The 17,094-nt window shown below is 55.6% G+C and carries 15 protein-coding genes and 3 pseudogenes; 6 read left to right on the top strand and 12 right to left on the bottom strand.

Going from position 1 to position 17,094, the window contains the following annotated elements; genetic code table 11:
* Positions 1-12: 12 nt before the first annotated feature.
* Both C484_RS09425 and C484_RS09420 read right to left on the bottom strand, forming a co-directional pair.
* Positions 13-999, bottom strand: a complete 987-nt coding sequence (locus C484_RS09425; protein ID WP_006825704.1) for a medium chain dehydrogenase/reductase family protein — start codon at positions 997-999, stop codon at positions 13-15.
* Between the two features lie 205 nt (positions 1,000-1,204).
* Positions 1,205-2,029: an IS5 family transposase gene (locus C484_RS09420; RefSeq protein ID WP_006825703.1), complete on the bottom strand. Its 825-nt coding sequence runs from the start codon at positions 2,027-2,029 to the stop codon at positions 1,205-1,207.
* Positions 2,030-2,479: 450 nt separating this feature from the next.
* Here C484_RS09420 and C484_RS09415 point away from each other — a divergent pair, with 450 nt between their 5' ends.
* Positions 2,480-3,109, top strand: coding sequence for a hypothetical protein (locus tag C484_RS09415; RefSeq protein WP_006825702.1), 630 nt, complete (start codon positions 2,480-2,482; stop codon positions 3,107-3,109).
* An 82-nt stretch (positions 3,110-3,191) separates the two neighbouring features.
* A complete protein-coding gene (locus tag C484_RS09410) occupies positions 3,192-3,572 on the top strand; it encodes a DUF5518 domain-containing protein (RefSeq protein WP_006825701.1) in 381 nt (126 codons plus the stop codon).
* Positions 3,573-3,651: 79 nt separating this feature from the next.
* Here C484_RS09410 and C484_RS09405 read toward each other — a convergent pair whose 3' ends face one another.
* A complete protein-coding gene (locus C484_RS09405) occupies positions 3,652-4,290 on the bottom strand; it encodes a TetR/AcrR family transcriptional regulator (RefSeq protein ID WP_006825700.1) in 639 nt (212 codons plus the stop codon).
* A gap of 97 nt (positions 4,291-4,387) precedes the next feature.
* Here C484_RS09405 and C484_RS09400 point away from each other — a divergent pair, with 97 nt between their 5' ends.
* Both C484_RS09400 and C484_RS09395 read left to right on the top strand, forming a co-directional pair.
* Complete coding sequence (locus C484_RS09400; RefSeq protein WP_006825699.1) at positions 4,388-5,305, top strand: ABC transporter ATP-binding protein; 918 nt, start codon at positions 4,388-4,390, stop codon at positions 5,303-5,305.
* A complete protein-coding gene (locus C484_RS09395; protein WP_006825698.1) occupies positions 5,298-6,083 on the top strand; it encodes an ABC transporter permease subunit in 786 nt (261 codons plus the stop codon). Before C484_RS09400 ends, C484_RS09395 begins: the two co-directional genes overlap by 8 nt.
* 1,088 nt (positions 6,084-7,171) lie before the next feature.
* Here C484_RS09395 and C484_RS09390 read toward each other — a convergent pair.
* The 5 genes and pseudogenes from C484_RS09390 to C484_RS09370 form a co-directional block, all read right to left on the bottom strand.
* Complete coding sequence (locus C484_RS09390; protein ID WP_006825697.1) at positions 7,172-7,786, bottom strand: methyltransferase domain-containing protein; 615 nt, start codon at positions 7,784-7,786, stop codon at positions 7,172-7,174.
* Positions 7,787-7,902: 116 nt separating this feature from the next.
* Positions 7,903-8,286, bottom strand: a pseudogene (locus C484_RS09385) (transposase); the annotation flags it as partial.
* A gap of 188 nt (positions 8,287-8,474) precedes the next feature.
* Positions 8,475-10,369, bottom strand: a pseudogene (locus tag C484_RS09380) (transposase).
* Positions 10,370-10,672: 303 nt separating this feature from the next.
* Complete coding sequence (locus C484_RS22255) at positions 10,673-11,428, bottom strand: recombinase family protein (RefSeq protein ID WP_006825696.1); 756 nt, start codon at positions 11,426-11,428, stop codon at positions 10,673-10,675.
* 307 nt (positions 11,429-11,735) lie between these two features.
* Positions 11,736-11,981: a hypothetical protein gene (locus C484_RS09370; protein WP_049915239.1), complete on the bottom strand. Its 246-nt coding sequence runs from the start codon at positions 11,979-11,981 to the stop codon at positions 11,736-11,738.
* A gap of 195 nt (positions 11,982-12,176) precedes the next feature.
* Between C484_RS09370 and C484_RS09365 the strand changes: the two genes are divergently transcribed.
* Complete coding sequence (locus C484_RS09365; protein ID WP_049915237.1) at positions 12,177-13,130, top strand: aldo/keto reductase; 954 nt, start codon at positions 12,177-12,179, stop codon at positions 13,128-13,130.
* Positions 13,131-13,207: 77 nt separating this feature from the next.
* Here C484_RS09365 and C484_RS09360 read toward each other — a convergent pair whose 3' ends face one another.
* Both C484_RS09360 and C484_RS09355 read right to left on the bottom strand, forming a co-directional pair.
* Positions 13,208-13,519 (bottom strand): winged helix-turn-helix transcriptional regulator, encoded by a 312-nt coding sequence (locus C484_RS09360; protein WP_239640954.1) that lies wholly within the window; start codon positions 13,517-13,519, stop codon positions 13,208-13,210.
* Positions 13,520-14,124: 605 nt separating this feature from the next.
* Positions 14,125-15,345, bottom strand: a complete 1,221-nt coding sequence (locus C484_RS09355) for an MFS transporter (RefSeq protein WP_006825692.1) — start codon at positions 15,343-15,345, stop codon at positions 14,125-14,127.
* A 70-nt stretch (positions 15,346-15,415) separates the two neighbouring features.
* Here C484_RS09355 and C484_RS23395 point away from each other — a divergent pair, with 70 nt between their 5' ends.
* Complete coding sequence (locus C484_RS23395) at positions 15,416-16,075, top strand: hypothetical protein (RefSeq protein ID WP_006825691.1); 660 nt, start codon at positions 15,416-15,418, stop codon at positions 16,073-16,075.
* A 62-nt stretch (positions 16,076-16,137) separates the two neighbouring features.
* Here the strand turns inward: C484_RS23395 and C484_RS24305 are convergent.
* Together C484_RS24305 and C484_RS09345 are read right to left on the bottom strand one after the other, a co-directional pair.
* Positions 16,138-16,487: pseudogene (locus C484_RS24305) on the bottom strand (IS5/IS1182 family transposase); the annotation flags it as partial.
* Positions 16,488-16,615: 128 nt separating this feature from the next.
* A complete protein-coding gene (locus C484_RS09345; protein WP_006825690.1) occupies positions 16,616-16,891 on the bottom strand; it encodes a muconolactone Delta-isomerase family protein in 276 nt (91 codons plus the stop codon).
* Between the last annotated feature and the right edge of the window lie 203 nt (positions 16,892-17,094).

Raw genomic sequence — 17,094 nt, 5'->3', positions numbered from 1 at the left:
CAGCGACGACTCTCAGGAATCCTCCGACACCAAGACGACCTTCCCGCTCGCTCGCCTGGAATCAAGCAATCGAAGCGCGTCGCTCGCTTCGGATAACGGAACTCGACGATCGATCGCCGTGTCGATCTGCCCCTTGGCGAGCAGCGCCAGCACTGCCGTGAGATCATCTTCGAAGTGCTGTGGCCAGCGCTGGACGTAGTAGAACGTCGCTTGTCGACCGTTCGGTATCGCCTTCCACAACAGCAGTCGGGCGAGAAGCGGGACGAAGGGGAGCAGTCGATGCCCCTTGGCCTCAAGTGCGGACGCGACCCCGTACGAGACGAGTGTCCCACCCGGTGCGAGCAGCCGCCACGAATCTGCCAGTCCCGGCCCGCCAACGTGGTCGAACACAGCGTCGACGCCGTTCGGTTCGAGTTCACGAACGCGAGCCGGAACGTCGTCGGTGCGGTAATCGAGCGGCGTCGCGCCGAGCGAACGCACGAGATCGTGTTTCGACGCGGACGCCGTCCCGATCACGTCGACGCGAGCGATTCGAGCGAGCTGCATGAGAAGCGTTCCGACGCCGCCCGACGCACCGTGGACGAGAACTGTTTGACCCGGCTGAACTCGTGCAACGCGATGGAGCATCTGCCGTGCGGTCACGCCGTTCGTCACGACGGCGACCGTGTCGGCGGGATCGAGATTGTCGGGAACCGGGACGAGTTTCTCGGCAGGAAGGACGACGTTTTCGGCCCAACTACCGGTTTCGGTGAGTGCGGCGACCCGCTTCCCGACAGCGAGGTCACTGACGCCCGGTCCGACGTCGGTGACGGTGCCCACGAGATCGTACCCGGGAACGAACGGGAATCGCGGCTGGTTGAAGTACCGGCCGCGAAGCATTTGCACTTCGGCGAAGGAGAAGCCGGCCGCCTCGACGCGAACGCGTACCTCGTCGGCTTTCGCCGGAGGCAGGTCTCGCTTGCGTTTTTGCAGTATGTTTGGGCCGCCTGTATGCGGCATTACGATTTCGGTTGTTTGGTGGGTGTTATTCGACTGTACCGGCGGCGTTGTCTTTTCTCTCAAGAAGAGACGGGTATTCATCGGGTACACCTGTGATCAAATGTCAACTCTGTCATCACCGAGTCTGAATCGCGCCTACCGCATAACCTCGTCCGCGAATATGTTAACAGGGCCGTGGTGAATCGCCATACGGCGTTGAATTTGCCTAGCTCACAGCACGCTTGATGTTGTAAACGTCACACATCAGAACGATTTCACGGAATTCTCGATACCAGCTTCGCGCACGCACGGCGTCGCCGAGCATGCGCTTGATCACCGAGAAGACGGTCTCAGATAACGCTCTCTGGCCGTAGAGAGTTCCATCGATCCGCGCGTTATGCGCGTGATCGAGGAGACGGAACTCACGATGCTTGATTAGCGGCCTCACGCCATCTCCCCTCAGCTTATCGCGTAATTGCTGCCAATCGTAGCCTTTGTCGGTGGTGAGGCTGTGTAACTCGCCTGCGTTGCGGCGGGCGAGTTGCCAGCCAAGCTGGGTGTCGTGACGTTTCCCAGTCGTACAGTGAACGTCGAGGACAGCCTGTGGCGCTGTATCGACGAAAGCGGTTGTTTTGAGCGTCTGCACGCGGTAATTTGTCCGTCGGCAGTAGTGTTTGCTGGCGTTTTCTCGGTTGAAAAACGTCGCGTCCATCGCTGGATGGCCAGATGACTCGTGCAGCTGCGCCAACAGGCGCAGCAGCACTCGCCAGACCGCCATCTTGATCCTGTCAAACGCCTTCACGAGCGTCGAGTGGTCAGGGGGATTGGCCTTCCCAAGGCTGATCTCCGCCAGTATTTGTGGCATCTCGCTCAGGAGATCAAGCGCTTCCCGGTAAGATTTCTCCAAGTAAATCCGCAGGCAGTGTAGTGAAACGACGGCGTAATCGGCGAATCCACCGCAACCTCTCGGGGTAGCGGATTCGCCACGTCCACCCGTAACTCTTTGTGTAATCAAGACACAACGCTCGGTGAAGTGGGAGATTTTGGTCATGGGAGAACAAATTTCTCAATATAATTTCTCTAACTCATATATTCTGCCTCATTATAGTGATTCCACGCATCCCTATTTCCACCATAGATATTTTCCCATATTTCAATAAAATCCCTAATTTCGAGTTCGTATAGAAGCGTGCGGTTCGATCTGGGATCTATTCGCCAGCTCGCAGCGGGTGCATGGGCCAGTATGATCGGTGTAGTCGCGGCGCGGTTCATCCCTATCCTGCCAGTCCTTCGACCAGATTCTCTGTGTAAATTAGATTATTACTGACATAAGTTCATATTATAATATTAGAAGAAATAATGTTTCACCATTCATCCAGCAAATGTTTCTACTCAAAATTAGGAGATGATCTATCAAGAGTCTAGATACGTAGGAAGAAGAATGTTATATTATCCTATTCCAAAAATTATAATATAATATCTCTCTTAGACCCAAGAGACGATGAACGAGAATAAACTTGGACGACGACGGTTCCTACGATCAACTGCGACTGTTGGAATCGGTGTTACTGGTGGAATCGCCGCGAATGGGACAGCAGCGGCAGATAACACGGACGAAATACGGGTATATGCTGATGGTAATCACTGGGAGTATCAGATAATCACTCGCCCAGCCTTCGACAAGTTAGAAAAGGGTAGTGAGGCTGACGAAGAGGACTCCATTATCGCGGGTGGAGATATTGCGGATGGGCAGATTAGTGACGGAGTAGACAGCTACTGGATGGATTCTGACGATTCGGTTACTGAAATTAAAGTTACCTATGAAGATTACGGATACATAGATATCGATATCGCAACACCAACAGATTTCTACGAAGCAGTTGCATTACAAAGAGACGAGAATCCGGATTTTCCCGGATATGATTACATCATTGATATCGTCGATGGGGATGTAAAACCTCATGATAGATTTTTTGACCATGGTCAAGATTCTATTACCGGTGGTACATTTAAAGGTACTGTTGACCCCGGTGATACAGACGCAGTCCTAAGAACGGGAAAGCCGGTCCACGTGTTTATTGAAGATCCAGATTCTCCCGGCTTTGGGTTTACCGTGGATCTGCCAGAGTAATCGTGTCTTTATAATTTCCGCACAGATTTCGTACGAAAGTTCAAAGAAGTCCACTGTAAGCGTAGTAGACGGGAGAGCTGTTTTGATCGGGTTCGGTGTCGGGATCGTTATCGCCGCGCTCGGCGGGGGGACGGCCGTCGGCGAACTGTTGCTCCTGGACAGCAGCGGATACGTACTCGCGGGGCTGCTTGGCGGCTTCGTCGCCGGGTTCATATCCGGTAGCTCCGCCAGGACCGGCGCGTTCACCGGCGGTCTTGCGAGCGTCTTCGGCAGGCTCGTCGTCCTCGGAATCGTCGTCGTGTTAGGCACCCTATTCTCAGGAATTGTCGCCTCCGCGGCGGTTCTCGTACTCGGCGTCCTGTTCCTGGCGATCTACGCCATCCCCGGCGCGATCGGTGGCGTCATCGGTGCCGCGGTGAAAGACCGTCGTGAAAGCGGACGGAGGACCAGGCGGGCCGCCTGAGCACGGATCGGCCGAAAGCATTCTTTTCGCTGTGGCGCTCCCCTGGAGCGGGCGTTTGATCGCGGCCGAACACCGATCGCTACGCGGGGGATGTAAGCCCGTTTGCCAGAACGGAAATCATCGTCTCCTGAATGTGTTCGTAATAGCCCTCGTCTATCATTTCGAGTTCAGCCTCGTACTGCTCGTACTCCGCTTTGTGGACCATCAACCAGCCGAGCGCGGCGGACATGAGCCCGGTGATCGTGAGCAGGTCCATCTCGGCAAGCGGGCCGTCACACTGTTCTTGTAGGTCTTCGATCAGCGGGATTAACTCCGACCACATCTCCCGTTGAATCTCCTCGAGTTTGCCCCACGAACCGTCGCCGATGATATCCTGGTAGTTTCCCTCGATGACGACCTGCTGAATGAACGGATTCTCCTCGCCGAACTCGACGTAGCACCAGAACAATCGCTCGAGCCCCTCCTGCGGGTCTTCGACGTCGGCAAGCGCCGTGCGCACGTTGTCGAGAAATGCGCGGCTCTCTCGCTCGAGGATGACGAGATAGAGGTCCGCTTTGGCATCGAAGAACTGGTAGAACGTCGGTTTGGCTATTCCGACCGGCTCAGTGATGTCCTTGACGGTCGTCTTCGTCGGACCGTACGTAAGCAACAGGTCCCGACCGGTCTGGATGAGTTGCTCCCGTATTTGCTCTCGCTCTTCGTCACTGAATGTACGCATGTCTATACAACCGCGCTACAAACTCATAACCAAATCGGTTTTCAGTTATTACTCTATAACCGAAAACAGTATTTAGTTATAGCCCGTCTGAACACGTATGGCGACGATTGAAGTGACGGATCTGACCAAGAATTACGGAAGCGTTCTCGGCGTCGACTCCGTCTCGTTCAGCGTCGAACAGGGGGAGATATTCGGCTTTCTCGGGCCAAACGGGGCGGGAAAGACGACAACGATTCGAACGCTTCTGGGCTTGCTCGCGCCGACCGACGGAACCGCGACGGTACTCGGCGCAGACGTTCGCGATGACGGCGAGTTCATCGACGCAAAACGACGAATCGGGTACCTCCCGGCACAGCTGGGATTCAACGAGGAGGTGACCGGCGAGCAGGTTCTCGACTACCACGCGTCGGTCAAAGGCGATCGTCGCCGCGAGGAACTCCTCGAGATATTCACACCGCCCGTCGAGCGTCCAATTCGAGAGTTCTCGACCGGGAACGAGCGAATGCTCGGCATCGTCCAGGCGTTCATGCACGATCCCGAACTCGTGATCATGGACGAGCCGACCGCCGGGCTCGACCCCCTCAAACAAGAAGAGTTCAACGAGTTCGTTCGCGGCGAACGCGAGCGCGGGACGACGATTTTCTTCTCATCGCACGTCCTGAGCGAAGTGCGACGCGTCTGCGATCGCGTCGGCATCCTCCGCAACGGCGAACTCGTCGGACTGGAGGATATCGAGACGTTACTCGACCAGGGCGGCAAGCGGGTCCAGGTCGAGACGACCGACGACCTTGAGTCGTCGCTACCGGCTCTCGACGGCGTCGTCGACGTGAACTCGTTCGCCGACGGCGTGCAGTTCATCTACACTGGTGAGTACAACACACTCCTTCGTGAACTCGCATCCCACGATATCCGCGAGATCGAGATCAGTGAACCGCCGCTCGAGGACGTGTTCATGCACTACTACGGCGACGATGAATCGACACGGGCCAATCAAGAGGTGGAATCCAATGTTTGAAACCACTCGGTACGAGGCGAGTCGGCGGGTGCGAGGAACGGCGATACTCACGATCGCGATCAGCCTCTATGCTGCCTTTATCGTCTGGTATTTCACTATTCTGGAGGGCGTCGATTACGAGGCGGTGTTCGAGTCGATGCCGCCGGCGATGATCGAGGCGTTTGGAATCGAGGCCCTAGCGACGATCGGCGGCTTCCTCGGGACGCAAATATACAACTTCGTGTGGTTGCTCGGGCTAGGACTGTACTTCGCGTACGCGGCAGGAGGGCTCATCGCGGGTGATATCGAACACGAGCGCATGGACCTGTTGCTCTCGTTTCCGGTATCTCGATCGCGGCTACTCGTCGAGAAGACTCTCTCGTTGCTGCTCCCGCTCGTCACACTCAACGTCGTCGTTGGAGCCGTCATCTACGTGCTGGTGCAGGCGATCGGCGAGTCGATCGACCCGATGTACCTCGTGTTGGCTCACGCACTATCGATCCCGTATCTACTCGTCTGTATCGCGATCGGCGTCGTCCTCTCGGTCCTCGTCGATCGGGCGGCGATCGCAGAGCGGGCCGCCATCGGACTCATATTCGTGCTCTTCCTCGTCGAATCGGTCGTCGGCGGGGCGAGCGAGTTCGAGTGGATTCAGTACGTGAGCCCGACGTATTACTACGATCCGACGCCGATCCTCATCGATGGGTCGTACGAACTGCTTGATACCGGCGTGTTGCTCGTGGCATTCGTCGTGTTACTGCTCGTCGGCCAGGTATTGTTCCAACGACGAGACATCTAGCGGTAAACTGCCTCGGGGCCAACCCCAGAGACACGCTCCCCGTTTTTGTAGTGTGAGCAGCGCATCCAGATCCCCTCTGAACCCGTGGCAGGCCTCGTCATTTCGAATGTACTACTAGTCAGTATCGAGGGTGTCATAGAACGACCCGCATGGCGCTCTTTTCACCCTATCTGGAGCGAACTATCCGTTCACTACACTTGCTAACTGAGCGTTTAGTGTTCCAAATAGNGTCATAGAACGACCCGCATGGCGCTCTTTTCACCCTATCTGGAGCGAACTATCCGTTCACTACACTTGCTAACTGAGCGTTTAGTGTTCCAAATAGTTTGGACAATTCAGAGATGGTTAGTTATGTATAATGTAGTTGGTTAGATATGAAAGCGTTACTGAATATATAAAGGTAAAGAAAACTACAATGGCTAGTTGAAGAGTGAACGATTGAGTAACTGCATTCGCTACCAATACCCCCAAAAAGGCAGAGAGTCCACCGATAATCCCCCTTATCCAGACGGAGTCTACTGTCAGTGGGGGTTCGTTAAGTGTTTTCCAGAACCGCTGAAACGAAGACCATATTTGACCCATTGATTACCGATAAAATATGACTGGTGATAAATATTTGGGGGAGAAAGATACGAGATAATACTAATATTGGCTGTTCAATGAATCCACTGTACTTACCGTTTGTCGGATAGTCACAGAGAGAGGATATGGGAACTGTTCTATGACACCCTGGTGATCAAATCGAGGTGCATACAGTTGACGGGGAGACTATCGCCGACGCATTAATTGACGTGGCGACCAACGTTGGCGGGCCATTGCTCGTTGGTGCGTCTCGAAACCGAGTATTTCGTCGATTCGTCTTCGGAAGCAACGCTGACCGGGTCGTTCAACAGTCGTCTCACGTTGATTTCCCGGTACTTGTGTATGCCAGTGAAACAGGACTCCGCGGCCGCCTCCAGTCTGTATTGTTCACGCCCTATCGGTATCTCCTCAAAATCAGACGTAGATAACGCATCTGCCGGCCGGGACTGTATTCAGTTAACCGACTGGTCTAACTTGTAACTCTCCAAGAGGTTCAACAGGGTCGGTCAGTTCGAGTTCCGTGCAAACACGAGTTCAGCCGCGTGTTGGTGGGGTTCAGCCCCGGAATCATCGTCGAAGATGAGACGGTCCGTCTCGAGGACGATCCACCCGTCGTAGTACTCCACCAACTCGCCCGGTGCGTAGAAGAACTCGTTGTCGGTCCAGTCCGGCGGCGTCGGCACGTCGGGGTGGTCGACGAACGCGAACATCGCGTGGATTCCGTTTTCGGCCGTGTTCCGTTTGAGATGAGCGAACTGTTGGGGACGATTTTCCGGGACGATATACTGGATCGCACCCGCCGAATAGATCACGTCGACCGGACCCGAGATCGAAACGTCGTTCGCATCGGCCTGGATCGGCTGAACCGTCACGCCCCGCCGGTCGGCGAGTCGCTGAGCCTTCCGGAGGCCGTTCGGGGAAACGTCCACCGCACAGACGTCCCAGCCCTGTTCGGCGAAGAACACGGCATCCCGTCCTTCGCCGGCACCGAGATCGATCGCCGTTATCGAATCGGCCGTTTCCGGAGCGAACTCGAGCGTTTGTGCCGCCATCTCGTTCGCTTCAGTGCCCCAATAATACTCTTCTCGCCCGTAAACTCGCTCTCTGTCTTCGAAGTTCATGAGGGCAGTTTTCGCGGGAGCGAAGATAAAATTGGCCGGTGCACAACTCCACACGACACGGCTACAGCATTGGTCTTTAGATAAGCCTCAGCAGTCGGTTGGATGGTAGTAGCGAGCTATTCTTGAAGGATCGGTCGTTGCTTGTGGATCTTCTGAGCGTCTTCGATCAGTCGCTCTAGCAGTGGCGGTGGCGAAATATTCCCTCAGTTCGCGGAGGATGAGCTTGGCGTGCAACCGGAAGTTGCTGCCCAGCGTTCCGGCGCAACACGACACCATCATCAGCATGTTCTATGACCAGACCGAGTAAATCACGACTCACGACCAAAGATAACAACACTGCGTACAGCAGAATCTCTACAATGTGCTTCTTTGTCGTATCGAACTCATCCAGCTTGTACTGCATTTTGAGTTCCCGGAACAGCAACTCCACCCCACCGGCACCGGTAGATCGTCGCTAGATTAGCCGGGTGAAACTCCTCCCGAGAGAGGGTCGTGATGTACCTGAAGTCGACTAGGTGACCAGCCAATGCGCGGACTGCCTATTCATTCCGATTACTTTTTCGATGTACCGAAGAAGCCAGCGATAGTATTGGGTCGTGGTCTCAGAATCGGGCTTGCAGCGCATGAGATAAACAGCTATCTGACAGCACTGCCGCTCACGAACGGGCGGTCACAGGGCTGTCGGGTCTCAGTCAGGCGGATCGAGACCGTAGAACTGCTTGGCGACGGTCAGAAACTGGTTCGCGTCCACTCGCGGTGCGTACGACCGATTCTCGCCGTCGATGGCGAGCTTCACCAGCAGATCGACCAGCCGCCAGACGTTATACAGCACGCACGCGAACGCGAAGTTGAAGAACCGATAGTCACGCTCGGTCGAGGTCGTTCGGACCATGAAGTGCTTTTGCTTCTTGAAGCCATTCTCGATACCCACCTGTGACGATACCACCGAATCATCCGCTCGATCATGTGGATGAATGTCTTCGCGTCCATCTGTTCTCCGTCGGCGTCATTGGCGGTCACGTACGGATGGTTGGTCTCGAACACGACCGTTTCAGCGGTGTCCGCCTCTCCGTTCTGTGCTTTTTGTTTGCGCTCTTCGACGGCTTCCTCGCGCTGGATATCCGCGATGAGTCGTGAGAACGACAGCCCCTCGCTCGGCTTGGTGTCCTCGTCAGCGAAGTCCCACTCGCCGCACATCTCCGTCCACGCTTCCGAGAGACTCTCGTCGTCATCATCGTCGTCCGTGTTCGACTGCTTCGGCAGATAGAGCGGCTTGCGCGTGGGCGTGCTGTCGTCGGTCTCCTCTTCGGTGACGTGGAAGCGTTTGCCGTTGCGGTACATCCACGCGATGGTCTCAGTCTCGTCGCTGCGCTCGAAGATCCGCGTCGGGTTGAGGTAGTGAACGCCGTGCTTCTCACAGGTGTCCTTCACCGGCTCGCTATCGAACTCGCGGTCCGTCATCACGAGATCGATGTCGACCATCTCGGTCGCTTGCGACAGGAGCTTCTCAACGATCTCGTCTTTCGACTGTCCGCGCACGCGCGGGATAGCATCGAGAACGAGCGGCACGTCCATCCCGACAATCTTGAGCACTGCCCACTGGTAGTACTCGTTGCCGTCCTTGTACCCGAGGATGTCGTCCTCGTGGTCTTCAGTGTCGCCGGTAAACGGGAATCCCTTGGTTACGTCGATAGCGGCCCAGAGTTTCCCGGTGAGTTCGCCGTGCTGACGAGCACGTGCGATGATCATTCGCGTCGTAGTGCGAAGCATCGAGCGGATGTCGGCAACCGAGAGCTTGCCGATCTGGTAGCGGTGGGTCGATCCAGTTGGGATTCGCTTCCGCGTGGTATCGAGCGAGAACGATGCCGGGCCACTCCGCGCGTACATGTCCTCGCGCATCCCCATGTAGGCGTGGTGCTCGAAGAAGGCGTTCTCGTGGATCTGCCAGTTCGATCCGCGATCGAGCGCGAACGCATCGGTCACGAACGGCTTGGCCTGCTGCCACACCTCATCGGTTTTCTCGGCGACGAGCTGGTGTTCGGGAGTGTCATTGGCGTCCGACTCATCTGCTTCGCCGGTGCTGATCCGATCGGGAAGCGGAACCTCGCAGGCATGCGCGGCCATCACAATCGCGTCAGCACACTCCTGTACGGCATCGCGGAGTTTCTCGCTGAAGCGTTCGTTCCATGCGCGCCAGAACGTCGATTGATTCGGGAGCGTCTCGAAGCCGAGATTCAGACGGAGCGACGGACGGGCTTGCAGGTGGTCGTGGAGCGCGGTTTCGTCCCAACCGTTGATCTTCTTGAGCAAGCTGGCTCGAACGTGGATCGCCATCGGGTACGGTCCCGTGTACGGAGCAGACGCATCGTGTGCGGCGAACGTGAGATGATCGATCGGGAGATGGGAGATCAGCGTCTCGATGTCGGCGTAGCTCTCCCACCGCTCGCACTGTGACTGCGCGATGGTCGTGACATCCCCAACGAATCCGTCGAGAACGTCACCACCCCCGTCGGAATCGTCCTCGAAAAACCGAGACCGGCCGTGATGGCCGGTGGTGTCGGCGACGAGAGCCGCTGCCACCATCTCCACAGTGTCGTTCAGCGGGGTCGTGGCGGGTGATTTCGCGTTGATACGTGAATCGGTGTCGGGTGAGTCCGACTCTGGTGTTGGCTTCGTCCCCATATCGTATATCTAACCGTACCACACGTCGTCCGGCAGACGAACACTGAGCGGAGGGCTTGCTGCTTACACGCGGCTGCCGTACTGCGGTGAGTGTTGTCCCATCGGTTTCTGTCGAGTATGACGGTCGTCTTGTCACCGGGTCATGGTCACGTCGGTTCGCTCAAGCGCACCGATGGCTCCGAACGCTCGCTTCACGGCGAATTGCTACTGCTCTGTGCCTCTCGTCGGTGCGAGTGGGTGTCCGCTCTGAGCATCGAGCGGTGGGAGGTCTTTCTCGCCGGCGTCGACCTTTGCGCGTTCGAGACGCCATTGGTCGTTATCGAACGGGACGTCGTAGTTCGCCTCGGCCCGTGCGAGGATGCTCTGGATCGCGGAGTCGGGAATCTCGAAGAACGTGGCGGTGGCGTGTTTCTCACGGCCCTTGCGCACCTCGCGGATGAAGGTCTGGGCGCGGACGTACTCGGCGGGTATCTGTTGGAGGAAGCCGTCCTCGACGGTGTAGCCGAACGGTGGTCGACCAACTCGCTTACCGTCGGCGATGGCGGCGTCGATCCCCTCCTGGACGCGCGAATGAATCATCTTGCGCTCGGCATCAGCGAAGACCATCATCATGTTCAACATCATCTCAGCCATCCAGTCGTCCTCGCCGACCGTGCCGATGGGTTGGTTCACGAGGTCGATGCCGACGCTTTTCTCGCGGAGGTCCTCGACGAACCCGGCGAGGTCGGCGAACGGCCGTCCGAGTCGATCGAGTTCGTGGGCAACCACCACGTTGTACTCGTCGACATGTTCGCGGAGGCGCTGATACTCGCGCCGCGAGGTCGAGGCCCCGCTCTCGCCGAGGTCGCAGAACCACTCGATCTGGTTCTCCCCCCCGCTGTACTTCTGTCGGATCACGCGCATCTGTCGCTGTTCGTTCTGATCGCCGGTCGAGACGCGGACGTAGGCGGCGATGTGCATGGGGTGTTCGGATACCCTAATCGTACCGGAAATCAGCATATAAAGAACGGGAGTTTTCGTATCGATACGAAAAACTGGTGTTTTCTGTACTGGCTAAACACAGTCCTTCGCCAGAACAGTAACGTCGCTACCGAGATCCAACCGGGCAGCGTCGGGAGAGTCAGTCATTGCCGAAAGTCGTGTGACCGAAGCTGAAGCGGTGCTCCCTACACTGTCAGTTGGCGTCGGTCGCGCGCACCCGCTTCAACACCGAGACGAGTCGGTTATTGACTAGCCAGTCAGCAGGTCAACCAACTGCTTGCTTCGGTCAAACACCCGCTGGAGTTTTTGAACTTTCAAAGTTGCGCTCAGATCTCGCTGATTCGGCGTTCTCGAACATCTCGGCTACCGAATCGAGTGCCCGGTTCATGATCCGGAATTCTTGCATGGCTTCCCGATCCAGGACTTCCTGAATGACGTACCAACAGTCGATTTCGACCTCGAAGCAGACCTTCTTCCCATTGCTCGGCATCGACCGTTGGTGGACGAAGTGCAGCCGTTCTAAGGAACTCATCGCGGTGCTCACCGTGGCTTTCGCGTAGCCGGTTTCCTCAGAGAGTTCATCGAGCGACCCCGTGGTAATCTGCTCTATTGTGTTGCGGACGCTCCCTTTAGTACGAATCTTGAACTAAGTCCTATAGAACGAACTCGGTTAGCCATCACTAACTTGATGGTTTAACCATCTCCCTGACGAATTGGTATCTGCAACATGCAGTACAGAAACTTGGGCGAAGGAGGACCGACAGTCTCAGCGATCGGGTTCGGAGGAATGGTGCTCTCGCCAGGTGTTTACGATGAGGTCGATGATGCTCAGTCACGTCGAACGCTTCAAGCCGGAATCGAGAGCGGGCTCACATTTCTCGATACTGCCGATATTTACGGTGACGGTCATAACGAGCGCCTTCTCAGCCAAGTCCTTCAAGACCACCGGGACGATCTCGTTGTTGCGACGAAATTCGGGATGGTGCTTGAAGGCGAAGCCGCTGGCGACGTTCAGATGAGCCGCAACGGCACTCCTGAGTACGTTCGTGAGTCCATCGATGCGAGTCTCGATAGACTCGGTGTTGATCAGATTGACCTCTACTATCTCCACCGGGTTGACCCGGCAACGCCTCTCGAAGAGACAGTTCAGGCAATGGCGGAGCTCGTCGACGAGGGGAAGGTTAAGCACATCGCTCTCTCAGAAGTCAGTGGCGACGAACTCAGACGTGCCAACGATATCCATCCTATCACGGCGGTTCAAAGTGAATATTCGCTGTTTCACCGTGACCCCGAACGGGATATCCTTCCTGTATGCCGCGAACTTGGCGTTGGCTTCGTCCCGTTTTCGCCGCTCGGTCGTGGACTCCTCACAGGGAACTTGGATCTCGAAGTGACCGATGGTTTCCGCCAGTCACTCCCCCGATTCCAAGATGAAAACCTAGAGCGCAATCTCGAACTCGCAGCACAGGCAAAAGAAGTCGCAACGGATGTCGGTGTGAGCCTGCCCCAGCTGGCATTGTCCTGGCTGCTCCATCAGGGCGACCATGTTGTTCCGATTCCAGGAACAAGGAGCGCTGACCATCTGAAGAGTAACCTCGCGGCTGCGGATATCGAACTCGACGAAACAACTCTCGACCGAATTGAGGATGTCCTTCCGTATGGAGCCGTCGCGGATTCGTAGGCTGGTTTTCCAGGCTGACTGATGATGAACGCTTGGCCTTCCACAGCCGGATCCCTCGGATGGTACGGACGAAGCCCTCAGTGTTCGTGACGCAGCATCCAGTCGTGGAAATCCTCGAAGACGGACTCGAGTTCTCGCGCTTTGGGAGTGGCTTCGTATTCCACCCGTGGCGGGATTTCATTGTACGGGTGGCGAGCAACCAACTCGGCATCAACAAGTTCACTCAGTCGCTCGGAGAGCGTATTCGGAGAAATATTCAACCGGTCTTTGAGTTCGTTGAATCGCCATGGCTCAGGTTCAACCGCGAACTCATGAAGAATGGCAATCGTGTGTGCTTTTCCCATAAGTTCGAATAATGTACTTTTAGTTGCCATATCCGTACATTGCATGTCACGACGTACTGGGCGAGTTCGTTCTGAACCATCGGTCGACGTATTCGAGTGAGACATACGCTGAGCAAAGAGACGAGACATGTACTATTGTGGGTGTCGGAATATAATTCAACCATTCCTGAAGGGGGCTAGGTGGATTTTTCATTCTCGATGACACCGAAACAAATCTCGGCAATCTACATTTCGCAGATAGCTGTGCATGACGAATCGACCTAGCCGACCTCTGACACTACCGGACGTGCTTACCTCAACATTTCCGCGCTGATCGGGAGTTGTGCCTCCCAATCCACCGAATTACAGACGGAAATAATCGAGGAAATCACGACCGAAAGTATGTATCACCAGCTACAAATCGAAGAAGGTCAGGAAACTGAATGACAGTATGGATTCACTGTAACCTCACCGTAATTTAACCCTTGGACGCAAACCAAGCCGAAATCGGTGTTAAACCCCAGAAGTAGTGCTACCCGACCTCTTGCGAGAATCGGCGGGGAAGGGACTGAGATACGACCGAGTGAAGTGAACGTGTCGTAGTTTCCACTAACCCTGACACCAGACCGCGACTCTCGTCATGGGGCCATTCACGCGATTTTGGAAGGACATTACGCTTCAATCGTTCTACCTGGTTTCAACATCACCGAAAGCACAAGCATGAGAACACCGAGTCCTGCAAATCCCAGAAATGTCAGTCGATACCCACCGAAGAGGCCTCGCAGCCACCCCGTGATGAATGGCCCGAATGCACCGATGGAATACCCGATTCCAATCACCATTGCGCTCAATCGTCCCGCCGCGTCCGCATTCGGCGCGTAATCGATTGGCAATGTTAGCGACAACACCGACGCTCCGCCAACCCCCAATCCCATTATCACCACCCAGAGCCACGGGCTCAGACGCGGAACCAGCGCGACAGCGGCTAACCCAACGATACTCAACCCGGAAAGTACGACGAGTGCAGGGCGGCGGTCATGCAGTCGGTCGGCCAGCCCACTAATCACGAGGGCACCGACGACTTGCCCCCCGATGGAGACCGTCAACAAGTATCCAGCGCGTTTGGCACTCCAGCCAAGTCCCGTATAGTAGGGTACGATCCACGTCAATTCCACGAAATACATGAAGACAATCACCATCACGAGGAGTGTTAGAGCCCACGCCCACGGCTGTCGCCACGGTATCCCATGTGAGGAGTTCTCTCTCTCATGATCGGAGAACGATTGCGTCTCGTGTGTCACTGGAAGCCAAACGAGAACTGCGGCCGCCGCAGGAACCGCCCACATGGCGAGCGCAGCCTGCCACGACCCGGTGAGGGTTTCGATTGGGACGGTGAGTCCAGATGCGAGACCCGCGCCACCGACCAAACTCGCAGTGTACAGCCCGGTTGCGAAGGCAGCGCGGTCGGGGAAATACTCACTCACGAGTTCTGGAAGCAGTGTTTGGATGATTCCGATACCGACGCCAATCGCTATGGTCGTCCCGAACAGCACAAAGACATATCCACCTAACAGTCGGCCGACTGTCGCTCCGCCCGTGAGAATTGTCGCCCAGAGGATAGCGCGCTCACGGCCGAGTCGGCGAGCGATCCGAGGAGCAGCGAATGCAAAAATACCTATGCAGAGCGTTGGAATCGTCGTTAGAAGACTTACAGTAGCGTAACTCAATCCCAGACTCGTCCGTATCTGTCCAAGCACAGGTGAAACCGACGTGACCGCTAGACGTAGATTCAACCCGACAAGAACGATACCCACAAGGAGGAGTGCTTCCCTCGAAATTAGTCGAGCAACAATGCTTGTCTGATTCCACTCGCTATGGTCGGTCTTCACCATCTGGATTGGATGTTGGGCCCGACAGTTATAAGTTTCAGCGATAGCTTATCTACAAGTCGGTATCCGAAACATGGGAGAAAAAACTGCCGGTAATGGCGACCGTCCACGGGGAGTTCTCACGCCCGAGGACCGCGCCTATCTTGCCGGAGAAACCGACTATGAGTACAGTCAGAGCGAGATCAACGCTCGGCGGCGGATTCGTGAGCGTATCTATCACTCGCTCCTCGACGGCCACTACTTGTTCACCGCGCTAGATAGTAGGGACTGCTGGCAAATTTTCGACCCTCGCCATCAACCGCGACTGGTCGAAGACGAAGACGACGAAAGCGTGAGCAGGGGCATGGCGTATGCGGACGAATACACCGAAGAGGAATGGTCGCGGATGAAAAAAGCACTCGAAGGCTGGCTTGCGTTAATCTACAGCGGAGTCGAAGAACCACCGCTGTTGGGGCAAGAAGTGTTCGCCTCGCTGGTCGAAGGAGGCATCCGGCAAGTCATCGAGAACCAAAACTGTCTCTTGGACGAGTTCGACCTCACAATCGAAACTCAGCGGGATGTCTCGGATGACGAGTTGCTCGATATGTTTGAGACAGGTGAATCACTCACCAACGATGAACTCGTCCATCTGTTCAAACATGACCTCATTGGAGGTGACGATCTCCTGAACTCGATTGAAGGCAGATCAGAAACGGTTCGGACCGATTACACCGATGATGATTCCTCTAAGTGATGACGATTAACTGGCCTGCATAGTTACACCCTGCCGTGTTGAATCGCAGGATGGCACGGAGATCATAATGACTTACAGAGATATTCAATGTTCAAGATAGTGAACATCAGGACGATCTCACGGAACTCACGATATCAGAATCGTGCTCGCACGGCGGAGCCGAGCGAGCGCTTGGTCGAGGAATACGACGTTCCAGCCATCCACCACTGAGAGTAGCCACAATCCCGGATCAGGGCGTTGTGACCGACTGTTTCTGGTGATGTCCGCGTTCGAGAGCGAGCGGATCGACGTCAAGCGTATAGAACTCGAACTTGCTCATTTACCCCTGAAATCCCTTGTCAGTGGCGACTGAGAGCAGGTTGTCGTCGTTCCGCCGAACGACCTGCGGCCCGAGTCCCGTATCGTGCTTCCACTCAACCAGAAGTCAAGTAGGTCGGTTCATCATGCACAGCTATCTGCGAAATTTAGACTACCGGTATCGATTTCGAGACCAGTCGTACATGAGCAATCTACCTGCCCGACTTCAGGGAGGTGGGAGGCTTATTCGGTCATCGGATGACTTGCGAGTGGAGTGACGTCAATATCTGCGTAGGACCAGACTGGTAGGCTCGTCAGAGCTTCTTCCAAAGCGTCCACGTCTGAAGCAGACCAAATGCCAATATTGACTGGTTTACCTGGTATGCGCCAAAAATCCTGTATTATCCCATCTTCCATCAACTCGCGGCCGCGCTCGCGCTCTTTTTCGATTAATGCGGTTGCCTCATCGTCTGGGAGGTCGTAGACGTCAGCCCCATCGACACGGACTAAGAACTCCATTACAGCCTAGTTTCGGCATTTTCTCGTTTAGGTGTTCTGTCTGCGGAAGAACCGATGGGGTATTGCCATTGCTTGTTTAAAGCTTCTAATTGATTTTTGGGGTCCACTAAAGCGCTCTATTTGTTGAGTCGTGAACTCTCATCTGAACTCTTCAGAGCTGAAGTCAGGCAGATGCTGTTCTCATGCACGATGGACATTGGAAT

Source organism: Natrialba taiwanensis DSM 12281, assembly GCF_000337595.1.
Lineage (GTDB): Archaea > Halobacteriota > Halobacteria > Halobacteriales > Natrialbaceae > Natrialba > Natrialba taiwanensis.
Note: the sequence above shows the minus strand (reverse complement) of the source record. Positions and strands in the feature narration are given on the sequence as shown.

Coding starts and splice junctions, on each gene's coding strand:
- C484_RS09425 (WP_006825704.1), bottom strand. CDS start 999: ATGCCGCATACAGGCGGCCCAAACATACTGCAAAAACGCAAGCGAGAC.
- C484_RS09420 (WP_006825703.1), bottom strand. CDS start 2,029: ATGACCAAAATCTCCCACTTCACCGAGCGTTGTGTCTTGATTACACAA.
- C484_RS09415 (WP_006825702.1), top strand. CDS start 2,480: ATGAACGAGAATAAACTTGGACGACGACGGTTCCTACGATCAACTGCG.
- C484_RS09405 (WP_006825700.1), bottom strand. CDS start 4,290: ATGCGTACATTCAGTGACGAAGAGCGAGAGCAAATACGGGAGCAACTC.
- C484_RS09400 (WP_006825699.1), top strand. CDS start 4,388: ATGGCGACGATTGAAGTGACGGATCTGACCAAGAATTACGGAAGCGTT.
- C484_RS09395 (WP_006825698.1), top strand. CDS start 5,298: ATGTTTGAAACCACTCGGTACGAGGCGAGTCGGCGGGTGCGAGGAACG.
- C484_RS09390 (WP_006825697.1), bottom strand. CDS start 7,786: ATGAACTTCGAAGACAGAGAGCGAGTTTACGGGCGAGAAGAGTATTAT.
- C484_RS22255 (WP_006825696.1), bottom strand. CDS start 11,428: ATGCACATCGCCGCCTACGTCCGCGTCTCGACCGGCGATCAGAACGAA.
- C484_RS09370 (WP_049915239.1), bottom strand. CDS start 11,981: ATGAGTTCCTTAGAACGGCTGCACTTCGTCCACCAACGGTCGATGCCG.
- C484_RS09365 (WP_049915237.1), top strand. CDS start 12,177: ATGCAGTACAGAAACTTGGGCGAAGGAGGACCGACAGTCTCAGCGATC.
- C484_RS09360 (WP_239640954.1), bottom strand. CDS start 13,519: ATGCAATGTACGGATATGGCAACTAAAAGTACATTATTCGAACTTATG.
- C484_RS09355 (WP_006825692.1), bottom strand. CDS start 15,345: ATGGTGAAGACCGACCATAGCGAGTGGAATCAGACAAGCATTGTTGCT.
- C484_RS23395 (WP_006825691.1), top strand. CDS start 15,416: ATGGGAGAAAAAACTGCCGGTAATGGCGACCGTCCACGGGGAGTTCTC.
- C484_RS09345 (WP_006825690.1), bottom strand. CDS start 16,891: ATGGAGTTCTTAGTCCGTGTCGATGGGGCTGACGTCTACGACCTCCCA.